Source organism: Veillonella sp. (assembly GCF_032470285.1).
Taxonomy (GTDB): domain Bacteria; phylum Bacillota; class Negativicutes; order Veillonellales; family Veillonellaceae; genus Veillonella.
Genome location: NZ_JAWEKP010000003.1, coordinates 211339 through 226454, shown reverse-complemented (window position 1 = coordinate 226454; position 15116 = coordinate 211339). Strand labels below are relative to the sequence as shown.

Here is a 15116-nt window from a genome sequence, read left to right as displayed (position 1 = left end):
AGTGTTTACAGGGAATGATTAGATATCATGGATTACTTTCACTATACATATAAACACAATCATATAGATTTTAGTAGCCACATATATAAGGTTAGCACATATCATTACAACTGGCATGGAGAGACTGAAATTCTTATCTTGTTGAAGGGTCGTATTGAGATGAGTTGTAATAGTGAGGTTTTTACGATGGAACCTCTTGACTCTATTATTATTTCTCCTCAGGTGGGGCATGCCACCCTAGCGCTTGAAGAGGATACGACGGCTCTTGTTATTCATGTAGGGAAAGACTTTTTCCAGCAGTTTGATCCAAATTTTGGAATGTATCAATTTGTGGTGCGTTCAGATAAGTCGAATCGGCATAATTCGTTTTTTACCTCTTTACGACATCATGCAGCGATGATGATGTTGATAAAGGCGAATGGTGAAAGTCCCATTAATCGTATGTGGTTAGAACATCATTATTTAGCATTAGCTAGTGAGGTATACGATGAAATTAATGCGGTTAAGTCGATATATGTACATTCAAAGCCTGTGGATATGACTGTAGCTACCTTTGATAAGATGATTGCTTATATTGATGAAAACTATCAACAAAAGATTGAGCTAGAAGATATTGCAAAAATTGGTGGATATAATGTGAACTATACATCACAATTTTTTAAACGCCAATTAGGAGTCTCTTTTCTTGAGTATCTGTTGCGTTTGAGACTACGTGAGGCCACAGTTCGTTTGGTCAACTCTGAGGATGGGGTAGCGCATATTGCGAGTAGTTGTGGCTTTGCAGATATTAAAGCCTTTAATGTGGCCTTTAAAAAGCACTTCCATACCACGCCATCGGAATATCGCAAGCAAGCAAAAGAATTAGGACGTAAGACAAAGCTTCATGATTGGAAGGAGATCATCTCTACACAAGAGGAAGATATTATAGAAGTACTACAATCTTGCTTACCCTATGAACATGATACTAGGCATAAGCTTGAGCTAGAGGAAGCGAATCAAAAGTTACAAGATGTTAGAGCTCAGCTTGAAGTAGTTGTTAGGAAACTACAGGGCTAGGATCACATTTTTATATCACTGTAATGGTGGAATTATTTCATCATTTTAAGTTCTAATTATGATGAATATACAATCATTAGGTATAGGTAAATTTGTATATATTATAATCCTATAAAAATAAATGGTAAAAGAGCACTACTTTTCGATAGGTAGTGCTCTTTTTGATATTTTGGTATAGGTGTAATTGTATATTTTAAATGGGTAAAAATATAATCATATAGGTGATTTTGTATTAATTTGTCTTGCTTTCACCATCAAAAAACAACTTGTAAATTGGATAGTTATATTCTGAAAAAAGAGTACAATGAAATCATCGAAAGGAGCTAAGGTTCCTAAACAGAAAAAATCAGCATTTAAATAATGAAGTCCTTTTGGAGGTTTACGATGAGTACGAAAGAACAACAAGTACAAGAGATGACAAATGTCATTGCCAAGTTCATTGCTTATATGGCAAAGAAATTACCTGATGATGTGGAAGCTAAGATTAAAGAATTAGCAGCGGATGAAAAAAATCCATTAGCTAAAACAATTTATGAAACAATGCATAAAAATATGGATCTTGCTTACGAATTGAATCGTCCTTCTTGTCAAGATACAGGGGTATTACAATTCTGGGTGAAGGTTGGTTCTAACTATCCATTAATTGGTGAATTGGAAGAAATTTTGCGTAATGCTACATACCAAGCTACACAAGATGCACCACTTCGTCATAACTGTGTTGAAACATTCGATGAATTCAATACAGGTAAAAATATTGGCCGTACTGCACCATATATCATGTGGGATATCGTTCCTGATCGTGATGATGTAGAAATCTTTCCATACATGGCTGGCGGCGGCTGCTCCTTGCCAGGATCTGGTAAAACATTGATGCCAGGTGAAGGTTATGAAGGCGTTGCTAAATTCGTGTTAGATTTGATGACAAGCTATGGTTTGAATGCATGTCCTCCATTATTGGTTGGTGTAGGTATTGCTACATCTATCGATACAGCAGCGGTTATGTCCAAAAAGGCTTTGATGCGTCCTGTATCCTCTAAGGCTGAAAATGAAAAAGCAGCATATATGGAACAATTACTAGAAGATGGTATTAATGCATTACATCTTGGACCTCAAGGTATGGGCGGTGATAAATCCCTTATGGGTGTAAACATCGAACATGGTTCTCGTCATCCATCTGTAATTTCCGTAGCTGTTAACGTTGGTTGCTGGAACCATCGTCGCGGACATATGGTATTTGATAAAGACGGTAAGTACGAAATTCTATCTCACAAAGGAGTGACATTCTAATGGCTAAACATATTTTGACAACACCAATCCAAGCTTCTGATCTCGAAGGTATTAAAGCAGGGGATATCATTTACTTAAATGGTCACATCACAACATGCCGTGATGTAGCTCATCGTCGTCTTGTTGAATATGGTCGTGAATTACCAGTAGATGTTCGTAACGGTGCCATCTTGCATGCTGGTCCAATCGTGCGTGACCATGGGGATGATAAATTCGAAATGATTTCCGTAGGTCCTACTACATCCATGCGTATGGAAAAATTCGAATATGAATTTGTAAAGCAAACTGGTGTACGTCTTATTGTAGGTAAAGGCGGTATGGGGCCTGAAACAGCACGTGCCTGCAAAGATTTTGGTGCACTACACTGTGTGTTCCCAGCAGGTAATGCAGTTCTTGCTGCTACAGAGGTAGAGGAAATTGAATCTGCTAACTGGCGTGAACTCGGGATGCCTGAAACTTTGTGGACTTGCCGTGTAAAAGAATTCGGTCCACTCATCGTATCCATCGATGCAGAAGGCAATAACTACTTTGAAAATAAAAAAGTAGAATACAATGCGAAGAAAGAAGAAGTGTTAAAAGAAATCTATAAACACGTAAGCTTCATTAAATAATCTCATTGTGAGGATTAACTTAATAGGGGGATTATACGGATTTTGTACAATCCTCCTTTTTTGTACCTTTTTTTAGGTATATTACACGTATTGGGAGGTATTTATGGATACAAGTGTAATGATAACTCTTGGCTTCTTGGTGTTTGCCATCGTCATGTTTGCATGGGAGAAAATTCCATTGTCTATTACAGCGATGATTGTGGCTGTAGGCTTACATCTAAGTGGTGTATTATCCGCTAAAGATGCATTCGCAGGTTTTGTAGATCCAAATGTGTTGCTCTTTATGGGTATGTTTGTTATTGGTGCGGCTTTCTTCGAAACGGGTGTAGCCGTAGAGGTAGGGAATGTAGTTCATAAATTTGCTAAAACTGAAACATCCTTACTTGTAGCTGTTATGATGATTACAGGCATTTTATCTGGTTTTTTATCTAATACTGGTACAGCCGCTGTACTGATTCCTGTAATTATCGGTATTTGTAAAAAGAGTGGCTTTAAACAAACTAAATTGTTGATGCCATTGGTGTTTGCTGCTGCAATGGGTGGTAATATCTCTCTTATCGGTGCGCCTGGTAATATGATTGCACAAGCGGGCTTACAACAAGCGGGCCTAGGCTCTTTTGGTTTCTTTGATTATGGTTTAGTAGGTTTACCAATCCTTATCGTAGGCACTATATTCTATGCTACAATTGGTAAACGTTTCTTACCAGATGCTCCAAGTCATCAACCGGATGGTGCTTTTGAAAGTAATGAAGATTATAGCCATGTACCATCTTGGAAAAAATGGACAGCTGCCATCGTATTAATCTTGACAATTGTTGCTATGATTTTTGAAAAACAATTAGGTGTAAAACTCTATGTTAGCGCTTGGGTAGGTGCACTAGTCTTGGTGGCCACTAATGTTATAGGCGAAACAGCAGCAGTAAAATCTATTGATATGAAAACAATTATGCTCTTTGCTGGTTCCATGGCCCTTGGGGATGCAATGGTTAAAACCGGTACAGGTAGTGTTATTGCTGATATTATCGTGAATAGCCTTGGTGCGAGTCCATCCCCAATCGTTGTATTGGTAGTATTGTTTGTTCTTGGCGTGTTTATGACAAACTTTATGTCCAACACGGCGACCTGTGCTTTATTAGTTCCCATTGGGCTTAGCCTAGCATCTCAACTTGGATTTGATCCGAAAGCAGTTCTTGCGGCTATCGTAATTGCTAGCTCCTTAGCATATGCTACTCCGATTGGTATGCCAGCAAATACTATGGTATATAATATAGCGGGTTACAGCTTCATGGATTATGTGAAAGCAGGCTTACCACTTATTGTTGTATCTAGTATTGTGGCGCTTGTGTTATTGCCAATTCTATTCCCATTCTAATAATAAATATAATTTTATAGAAGAAGTCTTAATGCAAATTGTTTTAAGGCTTCTTTTTACTTTGTGTATAAGACTATAACTTAATTACATATGTAAATAAAAAATGATAATAAAAAAAGAAGCGCTTTATGTTTACATCAAAACGTTAAATTTATATACTATAAAAGTATGACTACCATGAAAGGAATTCTCATGGATTATAGTGTTGCTATTACATTGGGATTTCTTGTATTTGCAATTGTAATGTTTGCATTGGAGAAAATCCCATTGTCTATTACGGCTATGATCGTGGCCGTTGGATTACATCTTTCTGGTGTATTAACTGCAACGGAAGCTTTTAAAGGTTTCGTTGACTCTAATGTTATTTTGTTTATTGCTATGTTTATTATCGGCGCTGCTTTCTTTGAAACAGGTGTAGCTGTTGATGTTGGTAACGTTGTTAATAAATTTGCTAAAAATGAAACTATCCTTATTATTGCTATTATGATGCTTACAGGTATTATGTCCGGCTTCTTATCTAATACAGGTACTGCAGCGGTTATGATTCCTGTTGTTATTGGTATTTGCAAAAAGGGTGGTTTTAACCAAACTAAATTCTTAATGCCAATCGTATTTGCCGCTGCTATGGGGGGGAATATTTCCATGATTGGCTCTCCTGGTAATATGATTGCAAATTCTAATTTGCAAGAAGCCGGCCTTGGATCCTTTAGTTTCTTTGCTTATGGTGAAGTAGGTTTACCTATGCTTATCGTAGGTACTTTATTCTATGCATTCATTGGTAAAAGATTCTTACCTGAGGTTCCAACACGTGAACCTGATCCAAATTATCAAAAAAATGCTGATTTCAGTCATGTTCCAGTTTGGAAAAAATGGGTAGCTGGTTTGGTATTGGTGTTGACTATCGCTGCTATGATTTTTGAAAAACAAATTGGCGTATCCTTAGCGGTTAGTGCTTGGGTAGGTGCACTTGTTATCGTAGCGACAGGAGTTATTACCGAAAACGAAGCAGTTAAGTCTATCGATATGAAGACAATTCTACTATTTGTAGGTTCCTTAGCTCTTGGTACAGCAATGGTAAAATCTGGGGCAGGTGCATATATTGCAAATCTTATTGTTGATGCTTTGGGGGATACACCTAATCCATTGGCATTATTAGCGGTACTTTTCTTCCTATCTGTATTTATGACAAACTTTATGTCCAATACAGCAGATGTTGCATTGCTAGCTCCAATCGGATTGTCTTTAGCATCTCAATTAGGTTTTGATCCTAAGGCGATTCTTGTTGCAATCGTAATTTCTAGCTCTCTTGCGTATGGTACACCTATAGGGATGCCTGCGAATACTATGGTATATAATGTAGCTGGTTATAGTTTTAAGGACTATGTGAAAGCCGGCGTACCGTTGATTGTAGTATCTGCAATTGTATCTTTAGTGTTATTACCAATTTTGTTCCCGTTTAACCCATAATTATATTAAGGTTAGTCATACAAGGGGCTGTAACAGGATGTGGTTGTACCACATTCTAGTTGCAGTCCCTTTATAATATAAAAAATACCAAGAAAATTAAGTTTGTAACATCCTAGGTTTTCTTGGTATTTTTTGTTTTTAGATGCACCTAGGGTTGTTTTGTTACAGACCCTTATTTCTATACTATTTGGAGAAAATATTTTGGTAATAAGTTAATATAATATAGAGATAGGCAAGAATTGATTAGACATATGGTCTACTTTCATATATAATAGATTACTGTAGTTGCACAAATATACACCTACAGTAGACAGTTAATATTAAATATTGAATATTAGAGAGTAAGGTTATAGTTGTTATATAGTTTATAGATGGCCTTAGTGCCGAGGAGGCTTTATGTTAAGTGATATTGAGATTGCCCAACAGAATAGAATGGAAAAGATTCAGGTTATTGCCAATAAATGTGGTTTAACACCTGATGACATTGAACAATATGGTCATTATAAAGCTAAAATTTCTTTTGATGCTATTCGTCGTTTAGAATCTAAGCCAGATGGTAAGTTAGTGCTAGTCACAGCGATTACGCCAACACCAGCAGGGGAAGGTAAGTCTACAACGAGCATTGGTCTCGTACAGGGGCTACAAAAAATCGGTAAAAATGCTATCGCTACATTACGTGAGCCATCCTTAGGACCTGTTTTTGGGATTAAAGGTGGTGCAGCAGGTGGTGGTTATGCTCAAGTTGTACCTATGGATGACATCAATCTTCACTTTACAGGTGATATGCATGCTATTACAGCGGCTAACAATTTATTATCCGCTATGATCGATAACCATATCCATCAAGGAAATGAATTGCAAATCGATTTGCGTCAACTATCTTGGACACGTGTTTTAGATATGAATGATCGTGCTCTTCGCAATGTGACAGTTGCACTTGGTGGCAAAGTATGTGGATTCCCTCGGGAAGATCATTTTATGATTACCGTTGCTTCTGAAATCATGGCTATTCTTTGCTTAGCTAAGGATTTAGAAGATTTGAAAGAACGTTTTGGTCGCATCGTTATCGGTTGTAACTTAGCAGGTGATCCTGTTTATGTTCATCAACTTGGTTGCCAAGGGGCAATGGCGCTTCTCATGAAAGATGCTATCAAGCCAAATCTCGTACAAACATTGGAACATACACCAGCTATTGTTCACGGTGGTCCCTTTGCAAATATCGCTCATGGTTGTAACTCCATTGTAGCTACAAAACTAGGACTTAAGCTTGGTGATATCGTAGTTACGGAAGCGGGCTTTGGCGCTGACTTGGGTGCTGAAAAGTTCCTTGATATTAAATGCCGATACGGCGGTATTTTCCCTGATGCAATCGTTATCGTAGCTACATTACGAGCTCTTAAAATGCATGGTGGTGTACCAAAACAAGAGTTGAATACAGAAAATGTTGAAGCCGTAACTAAAGGTTTCAGCAACTTACAAAAAGCAATTGAAAACATGCGTTATTTCAATGTGCCTGTATTAGTGGCAATCAATAAATTTGCTAGCGATACAGATGCAGAAATTGCTGAGTTGACTCGCCTATGTGATGAGTTTGGCGTGCCTGTAGAGCTTAATGAATGTTGGGAAAAGGGCGGCGAAGGCGGCACTGATATGGCAAAAAAAGTCGTAGAGTTACTTGAAGGTCCTAAGCCAACACCTAAATTCGTATATGATTTGGAAGATAGTTTAGAGGATAAAGTTAATAAAATCGTTAAAACTATTTATGGTGGCGATGGAGTTATCTTTACGGACAAAGCCAAAAAGCAAATTAAACAATTAGCAGATTGGGGACTGGATCGTTTGCCTGTATGTATGGCGAAAACGCAATATTCCTTATCTGATAATCCAGCATTATTAGGGGCTCCAACAGGATTCACTATTACTGTATCCGATATTCGTGTTGCCAATGGGGCAGGCTTTATTGTATGTCGTACAGGTGATGTAATGGTAATGCCAGGCCTTCCTAAACGTCCTGCTGCTCTTAATATGGATATCGAAGCAGACGGCACAATTAAAGGCTTGTTCTAATAGAAAGTGTTTTTACATGAGGCTATGTTATGAAATTAGTAGAACAACGAGTAATAGATTTTGTGGCTGCTACTGCCTCTAAAGCGCCAACGCCAGGTGGTGGTGCTATTGCGGCATTGACTGCCGCAACGGGGGCGGCTTTAGCAGAAATGGTAGCAAACCTTACATTTGGTAAAAAAGGTTATGAAGCGGTTCAGACCGAAATGGAGGAGCTTCAAGCTAAAGCAGAAGCGATTCGCAAGCGCATGCTCGAATTATCTCAAGCTGATGCAGATGTATTTAATATCTTTATGAACGCCTTAGGATTGCCAAAGAATACAGATGAAGAAAAGGCTGCGCGTACAGCTGCTATTCAACAAGCATACAAAGATGCTGCTATGGTACCTTTTGAAATTGGAGAATTAGCGAATCAAATATTTGATTTAGCAGAATTAGCCTCTCGTAAGGGGAATCAAAACCTTATTACAGATGGTATTATTGCGGCTATTAATGCGCGTGCTGCAGTGAAATCGGCTTTTTTGAATGTGCGTATTAATTTATCTGGTATTAAAGATGAAAGTTTTGTAGCAGAACTAACATCTAAGATGTATGCCATTGAAAAAGATCTTGATGTTAAAGAGTCGTCTATCATAGGGTTATATGAATAATAAGAGATTATAATATAAATCGAATAATATAACCGAGCAAACTATAAAAGTTCGGGAAATAATATAAAGAGAGCCTATTAATACATATAAAATAATAGACTCTCTTTTTTCTATTGTTATAATCCGAACGATAGTGTAAAATAAATGGGTGATATTTCGAGGCTTTATGTAGGAGACATTATGACAGATCAGAACCAAATAAATACAGTCGATAGTATGTTGCCCATACCACAGCTCTTTGCCTTTGGTTTACAGCATGTACTTGCCATGTATGCTGGAGCTGTTGCGGTACCGATTATCGTGGCACAGGCGATGAATTTACCGGTGGAGGACTTGATTCGTCTTATTACAGCAGACTTGTTTACTTGTGGCATTGCGACCTTAATTCAAACATTAGGCTTCGGTAATATAGGTGGGCGTATCCCTATGATCCAAGGTGTTACTTTTGCATCTGTCGGACCTATGACTATGATTGGGGCACAGCATGGTATGACTGCCATTTACGGTGCCATTATTGTAGCAGGTCTATTTACTTTTATAGTAGCTCCATTCTTTAGCCGTCTAATTCGACTGTTCCCCCCTGTTGTAACGGGAACAATAATTACTCTTATTGGGATTAATTTGATGCCAGTTGCCATTAATTGGATGGGGGGCGGTGTAGGAAATCCAGAATTTGGAAGTTATACGAACATAGGACTTGGATTTCTTACGTTTTTAATTGTTGTATTTGTATACAAGTTTGCTAAAGGTTTCTTAAGTAATCTTTCTGTATTAATCGGTTTGATCGCAGGCACAGCAATTGCCTTTGCAATGGGCGTTGCTAATTTTGACGAAGTTGGTCGTTCTCAATGGGTTGCTTTCATTGAACCATTCTATTTTGGTTTGCCAACATTTGACTGGGCTTCTGTACTATCTATGATTATCGTCATGCTCGTTGTCATGGTAGAGACTACAGGTGATAGTATTGCTATTGGTGAAATTGTGGATAAGCCAATAGGTCGAAAAGAATTGGCTTCTGTTATTCGTGCTGATGGTATTTCCACTTTAATAGGGGGAATTCTTAATAGTTTCCCATATACAGCTTTTGCTCAAAACGTAGGACTTATTGCGGTTACAGGTGTTAAAAGTCGCTTTGTAGTAGCTGCATCTGGAGTAATCTTAATTTTGTTAGGATTATTCCCTAAATTAGCTGCTATAGTTGCTAGCATTCCAAATGCAGTACTCGGTGGTGCTGGCATTGCTATGTTTGGCATGATTGTTGCCAGTGGTATTCGCTCTCTTGGTAAGGTTAGCTTTGATGGTAATCATAACTTGATGCTTGTGGCGATTAGTATTGGAGTGGCTATGATCCCTATTGCGGCGCCGAACTTTTATGCTAATTTCCCTGATTGGGCACAAATTATATTAAAATCTGGCATTACCTTTGGTAGTATTATGGCAATCTTGCTTAATTTATTACTAAATGGTGTTAATAAAGGTGACGAAATTAAAGAAATGGGTCGCCGATAATAATAACTAGATGAGAACTCTACCTCTTTCGGTAGAGTTTTTTTAGTGAATAAAATCACAGGAAAAACATTAGAATATTATGCTATAATATATAGATAATTGTAGAACTATTTTGTGATGCTTTCATAAAATAGAAATATTAATTTGTATTTACAATTAAGTGTTTATAAAAGTTATGTATATGGAATGTTCCCATAAGAAGGGAAGGGCTACGTGGCAGACGGAAAAATTATTGCTATCTCCATAAGTGAGAGAAAAGGGCAAAAAAAACATAATATTGAATCCGCCAATCTCATTGTTGATCATGGGATGGAGGGAGATGCTCATGCAGGAAATTGGCATCGCCAAATCAGCTTGCTTGGTATTGCGAGTATTGATCACATGAGGGCACAAGGTGCAGATGTCAAACCTGGTGATTTCGCTGAAAACATTACAGTAGAAGGCATGGTTCTTTATGAATTAGCTGTAGGGACTCACTTACAAGTAGGTGATGATGTGATTCTTGAAATTACTCAAATTGGCAAGGAATGTCATCAAGGTTGTGAAATTATGAAACAAGTTGGTTCCTGCATTATGCCTACACAAGGTATCTTTGGTAAGGTTCTTAAAACTGGTATGATTCATGTAGGTGATGAAGTATCTATTATTAAATAATTTCGTATTAGTAAATGAGGTGTGTTATGAAAGACGCATGGGGTCGTACAATTGAATATGTACGTCTGTCGTTGACAGATGCGTGTAATTTTTGTTGTCCCTACTGCCGACCTGCAGAAATTACTCCTCAAAGTCAAACACAACTATTATCTGTTGATGAATGGATGAATATATTAGGGGCCTTCCATCATATTGGTGTGAAGGCAGTACGCCTCACAGGCGGTGAGCCTTTGCTCTATCCACATATCGAAGAGTTACTAGGTCGTATTAAAGAAACAGGTTGGTTTGAAGATATTTCTATGACTACCAATGGTAGTTTATTAGCCTCACGAGCGCAACGGTTAAAAAAACTTGGCTTGAATCGTGTGAATATTAGTTTGGACTCTCTTGAAACTGAAGCTTTTGCCACCTGTGTTGGTAAAGCGGGACAGTTGGAGTCTGTCCTCGACGGTATACGTAGTGCTATTAATGCTAACTTTAAATCCGTTAAGATTAATACGGTTTTATCTCGTTATTGGTCCGATGATGAAGTTAAATCTTTATTACAATATGTTGAAAAATGGCCTGTTGTTTGGCGATTTATTGAATACATGCCGTTCCAAGGTGATGCCTTTCATGGGCCTACCTTTGATGAATGGAAGGAACAATTAGAACGCGTTAGTGGCGGATCTCTCACAGAGGTTCATTCTGTTTATGGCTTTGGTCCAGCTACATATTTGGCATTACCTAGTGGTGAGGCTGTAGGCTTTATTTTTTCTATGTCTCATAGTTATTGTGATACATGCAATCGTGTGCGCCTTACATCTGATGGTCAAATGCGATTGTGCTTGTTGCGAGATGATGAGGCTGACCTTGTATCGCTCGTGCGCAATGGTGCCTCAGAAGAGGCTTTAGCCAAGCATATCGAACGTGCTTTGCAACGAAAACAAGAACGACATGATGGTATAGGCATGGAGCAACCAGAACGACCAATGTGGCGAATCGGAGGGTAGTATGGGATTTCTTGATTTTTTAAAGCCTAGATCAAAGGAGAATGTTGAATCATGCTGGCCTGGAGGCAAGATGCTTCAAGTCCATATAGAATACGATACACAAGAGTCTGTTTTTACCTATTTTGGTCGTTATGGTTTACAGTTTAGCGTTCCTAAGTCTAATTTGACGAATGTTATTGTAAAAGAAGTAAGTCGCACTCATAGTGTGCTTCAACTATATAGTGGTGAAAACTGCGTAGGGACTAGTGATCTACTCCCTACTGAGGCCTGTAATATTATGAAGGATTGGATATTACAATATTAATAATATGAATGTTGATATTTTATAGGAGTGTAATAAATTTTCTTTACATTCCTATAAAATAAGCATATAATTATTCATGTCATGGACCACTAGCTCAGCTGGCAGAGCACCTGACTCTTAATCAGGGTGTCCAGGGTTCGAACCCCTGGTGGTCCACCAGAGTAAAGAACTCACATTTTGTGTGAGTTCTTTTTTTGTGTAAATAATTTTCTTTTAGCTTTTTACATATCTTTTTAGCCTTTATATAGTTATTTACATGGTTAAAATACGTTGTGGTTTAATCCTATTTTTCTCAAACGAGTAGTCATTGATTTAATTAAGTTTATAAACTTTGATATTAATTGAATATAGTATTGATACAATATAATATATTTTATAGACAGTAAAACTATAATAGCTTATGATGGTTTTATAATAGTTTTTCTCATTAGGAGGTACCAAATGGCAGTAGATGTTTCTAGAACACAAGATGTGTATAAAGATGCTGGCCAAAGTGTCAACTTCACCACTTTGTTATTAAACCGTAAAGATTATGAGGCAGAGCTTGAAGTGATTCAAGATATGGCAGATCGTATTCAAGCCATTAAACGTTCTGTTAGTATTCGCGCTAATGGGGAAGGTTTGGGCATTGCCTTTGGCTTTAGCCGTAAGGCATGGGATTATTTGTTCCCTAATGCACCGGTACCAAAAGAGTTAGAAGACTTCCAAGGCATAAAAGGTGATAAACAAGATGTACCAGCTGTAGCAGCTGACTTATTTTTGCATGTCCGCTCTAATGATGAATCTGTTACGTATACTGTAGTAGATCAAATTATGGAGTTCTTACGCCCTATTACATCTGTTGTAGATGAAACCCATGGCTTCCACTACGAACAAGGTCGTGCGATTATTGATTTCGTTGATGGTACGGAAAACCCTGTTGGCCAAGAGGCTGTAGAGTGGGGCGTTATTGGAGATGAAGATCCTGAATTTACTAACGGTTCTTATGCATTTGCACAAAAATATGAACATGATCTTGATGCATGGCGTGCACTTCCTACAGAAATGCAAGAGAAATTCATTGGCCGCCGCAAATTTAGTGATATCGAATTGGAGGATGATGAAAAAGATCCGGCAGCTCATAATGTAGTGGCTCAAGATAATCGTGATGATGAAGAGCATAAGATCGTTCGTATGAATGTCCCATTTGCTCAACCTGGTCAAGGTGTCCGAGGTACATACTTTATAGGTTATGCTCGTTATTGGGATGTGACCAAAACAATGCTTACCAATATGTTTACACAAAACGATAAATTGCTCGATTACTCCAAGCCTATTACGGGCATGCTATTCTTTATTCCGTCTATTGATACATTGGATGCTATTGCAGAAGGTGAATTATAAGGGATTTCTGATTGATAGTGGAGACTAAACATTTATCTAATTAGTTAGTAATGTTTAGTTTTATCTATCAGATTAAAATTTATTATATAATTCTATAGAAAGCGCCCCAAGTGGGCGCTTTTATGCTATAATAAATCTATTAAACTCGTAAAAATCCATTGTAGTTATGAATGAGGTATTCCATGAATTATACTAGCACCCGCGGTACCGTTGCGGTAAATGAAACATATGCATTGTTGCACGGCTTAGCAGAGGATGGTGGTCTATATGTACCATCTTTATTCCCTACAAATTGCTTAACTTACAAAGATGTGAAAGATAAAAACTACCAAGAAGTAGCAGCCGTTGTTTTAGCAAAGTTGTTTCCATGCTTTTCCGAAGCTCATTTAAATGAAATGATTAATTCTGCTTACTGCGATGCTAATTTCAGCACCCGTGATATTGCACCATTACACTCTTTATTGGAAAAGGTTTCTGTATTGGAACTATTCCATGGTCGCACACAAGCTTTCAAAGATATGGCTTTGTCTTTATTCCCATATCTCTTAGTAGCTGCTAAAGAGGCCGAGGGCGAGAAAAAAGAAGTTCTTATCTTAACCGCTACATCTGGTGATACTGGTAAAGCGGCACTTGAAGGCTTTAAAGATGTACCTGATACTCATATTCAGGTATTCTACCCAACTGATGGCGTTAGTCCTATGCAAGCGGAACAAATGCAAAAACAAGAAGGGGCGAATGTCAATGTCACAGCCATTCATGGTAACTTTGACGATGCGCAACAATTCTTGAAACGTCTCTTTGTTGATAAAGCGACTGCTGAAGAGGTTGCTGAAAAAGGGGTTATATTCTCCAGTGCGAACTCTATCAATATTGGTCGTTTAGCTCCACAAGTAGTTTACTATGTAAATGCCTATGCTGAACTGGTTGCACAAGGTGCAATCCATGAAGACGAAGCTTTCAACGTTGTAGTTCCAACTGGTAACTTCGGTAATATTTTGGCTGCTTACTATGCTAAAAAAATGGGGATTCCTATCGGTAAATTGATTTGTGCATCTAATCAAAACAACGTACTTACTGATTTTTTTGAAAACGGTACCTACGATATGAATCGTCCATTCTATACGACGATTTCTCCATCCATGGATATTCTTGAATCCTCTAACTTTGAACGATTCTTATATTATATTTCTGGTGAAGATAGCGAACGTACAGCAGGATGGATGAAAGATCTTAAAGCAACAGGCAAATTAACTGTTAATGAAGAAGAGTTTAAACGTGTTAAGACTGATTTTGCTGGTGCCTATGTTGATGATGAAGAAACGAAAGCAATCATTGAACAAGTATACAATTCTTACGGTTATGTAATGGATCCTCACACGGCGGTTGCTATGGGGGCGTATATGAAGGAGTTGGAGAAGCATCCTGAAGATGGCGCTCGTCATACAGTGATTGCATCTACAGCACATCCATTTAAATTCCCTACACCAATCTGTGAGGCATTGGATATCAAGGTGGGCGAGACTCCTTATGAAAGCTTAGATAATATCTCTGCTGTAACGGGTGTTGCCTTCCCTAAACAATTGGAAGCCTTACAATCCAAACCATTGCGCTTTACAAAAGCAATCGACAAAGAGAATATGAAACAAGAAATCTTAGATTTTGTAGATACATTCTCTAAATAATACAATGCCGCCTTTCCTTAGAAGGGCGGCATATCTATATGTTTCTTATTGAGTAATCATTTTTTATTGATTAACTAACTAAATT

General features: G+C 37.9%; 13 protein-coding genes and 1 tRNA gene. All 14 read left to right on the top strand.

Annotated features, from left to right (window positions below; translation table 11 throughout):
- Window positions 1-27: 27 nt before the first annotated feature.
- The 14 genes from E7B10_RS05215 (at window position 28) to thrC (ending at window position 15031) form a co-directional block, all read left to right on the top strand.
- Window positions 28-1056 carry an AraC family transcriptional regulator gene (locus E7B10_RS05215; RefSeq protein ID WP_287511405.1) on the top strand — a complete coding sequence of 343 codons (1029 nt, stop codon included), beginning with the start codon at window positions 28-30 and terminating at the stop codon, window positions 1054-1056.
- Between the two features lie 384 nt (window positions 1057-1440).
- The gene (ttdA, locus tag E7B10_RS05210) at window positions 1441-2343 is read left to right on the top strand and encodes a L(+)-tartrate dehydratase subunit alpha (RefSeq protein WP_024062027.1); all 903 of its coding nucleotides are present in this window, start codon (window positions 1441-1443) and stop codon (window positions 2341-2343) included.
- Window positions 2343-2954 carry a L(+)-tartrate dehydratase subunit beta gene (ttdB, locus tag E7B10_RS05205; RefSeq protein ID WP_287511403.1) on the top strand — a complete coding sequence of 204 codons (612 nt, stop codon included), beginning with the start codon at window positions 2343-2345 and terminating at the stop codon, window positions 2952-2954. Before ttdA ends, ttdB begins: the two co-directional genes overlap by 1 nt.
- A 103-nt stretch (window positions 2955-3057) precedes the next feature.
- Complete coding sequence (locus tag E7B10_RS05200) at window positions 3058-4326, top strand: SLC13 family permease (protein ID WP_024062025.1); 1269 nt, start codon at window positions 3058-3060, stop codon at window positions 4324-4326.
- Window positions 4327-4518: 192 nt separating this feature from the next.
- A complete protein-coding gene (locus E7B10_RS05195) occupies window positions 4519-5793 on the top strand; it encodes an SLC13 family permease (protein WP_024062024.1) in 1275 nt (424 codons plus the stop codon).
- A gap of 396 nt (window positions 5794-6189) precedes the next feature.
- Window positions 6190-7860 (top strand): formate--tetrahydrofolate ligase, encoded by a 1671-nt coding sequence (locus E7B10_RS05190; RefSeq protein ID WP_004698719.1) that lies wholly within the window; start codon window positions 6190-6192, stop codon window positions 7858-7860.
- 29 nt (window positions 7861-7889) lie between these two features.
- Entirely contained in the window at window positions 7890-8507 is a 618-nt protein-coding gene (locus E7B10_RS05185) for a cyclodeaminase/cyclohydrolase family protein (protein WP_120055458.1), read from the top strand.
- A gap of 180 nt (window positions 8508-8687) precedes the next feature.
- Window positions 8688-10016, top strand: a complete 1329-nt coding sequence (locus tag E7B10_RS05180; protein WP_004698615.1) for a nucleobase:cation symporter-2 family protein — start codon at window positions 8688-8690, stop codon at window positions 10014-10016.
- Window positions 10017-10229: 213 nt separating this feature from the next.
- Complete coding sequence (locus tag E7B10_RS05175) at window positions 10230-10670, top strand: MOSC domain-containing protein (protein WP_004698555.1); 441 nt, start codon at window positions 10230-10232, stop codon at window positions 10668-10670.
- A gap of 26 nt (window positions 10671-10696) precedes the next feature.
- A complete protein-coding gene (moaA, locus tag E7B10_RS05170; RefSeq protein WP_316055525.1) occupies window positions 10697-11662 on the top strand; it encodes a GTP 3',8-cyclase MoaA in 966 nt (321 codons plus the stop codon).
- A 1-nt stretch (window position 11663) separates the two neighbouring features.
- A complete protein-coding gene (locus tag E7B10_RS05165; RefSeq protein WP_038150582.1) occupies window positions 11664-11966 on the top strand; it encodes a hypothetical protein in 303 nt (100 codons plus the stop codon).
- An 83-nt stretch (window positions 11967-12049) separates the two neighbouring features.
- Window positions 12050-12125, top strand: a tRNA-Lys gene (locus tag E7B10_RS05160).
- A gap of 282 nt (window positions 12126-12407) precedes the next feature.
- The gene (locus tag E7B10_RS05155; protein ID WP_302146716.1) at window positions 12408-13349 is read left to right on the top strand and encodes a Dyp-type peroxidase; all 942 of its coding nucleotides are present in this window, start codon (window positions 12408-12410) and stop codon (window positions 13347-13349) included.
- A 182-nt stretch (window positions 13350-13531) separates the two neighbouring features.
- Entirely contained in the window at window positions 13532-15031 is a 1500-nt protein-coding gene (gene thrC, locus E7B10_RS05150; protein ID WP_316055524.1) for a threonine synthase, read from the top strand.
- Window positions 15032-15116: the final 85 nt, after the last annotated feature.

Coding starts and splice junctions, on each gene's coding strand:
- E7B10_RS05195 (WP_024062024.1), top strand. CDS start 4,519: ATGGATTATAGTGTTGCTATTACATTGGGATTTCTTGTATTTGCAATT.
- E7B10_RS05200 (WP_024062025.1), top strand. CDS start 3,058: ATGGATACAAGTGTAATGATAACTCTTGGCTTCTTGGTGTTTGCCATC.
- E7B10_RS05190 (WP_004698719.1), top strand. CDS start 6,190: ATGTTAAGTGATATTGAGATTGCCCAACAGAATAGAATGGAAAAGATT.
- E7B10_RS05180 (WP_004698615.1), top strand. CDS start 8,688: ATGACAGATCAGAACCAAATAAATACAGTCGATAGTATGTTGCCCATA.
- thrC (WP_316055524.1), top strand. CDS start 13,532: ATGAATTATACTAGCACCCGCGGTACCGTTGCGGTAAATGAAACATAT.
- E7B10_RS05185 (WP_120055458.1), top strand. CDS start 7,890: ATGAAATTAGTAGAACAACGAGTAATAGATTTTGTGGCTGCTACTGCC.
- ttdB (WP_287511403.1), top strand. CDS start 2,343: ATGGCTAAACATATTTTGACAACACCAATCCAAGCTTCTGATCTCGAA.
- E7B10_RS05155 (WP_302146716.1), top strand. CDS start 12,408: ATGGCAGTAGATGTTTCTAGAACACAAGATGTGTATAAAGATGCTGGC.
- E7B10_RS05165 (WP_038150582.1), top strand. CDS start 11,664: ATGGGATTTCTTGATTTTTTAAAGCCTAGATCAAAGGAGAATGTTGAA.
- E7B10_RS05215 (WP_287511405.1), top strand. CDS start 28: ATGGATTACTTTCACTATACATATAAACACAATCATATAGATTTTAGT.
- ttdA (WP_024062027.1), top strand. CDS start 1,441: ATGAGTACGAAAGAACAACAAGTACAAGAGATGACAAATGTCATTGCC.
- moaA (WP_316055525.1), top strand. CDS start 10,697: ATGAAAGACGCATGGGGTCGTACAATTGAATATGTACGTCTGTCGTTG.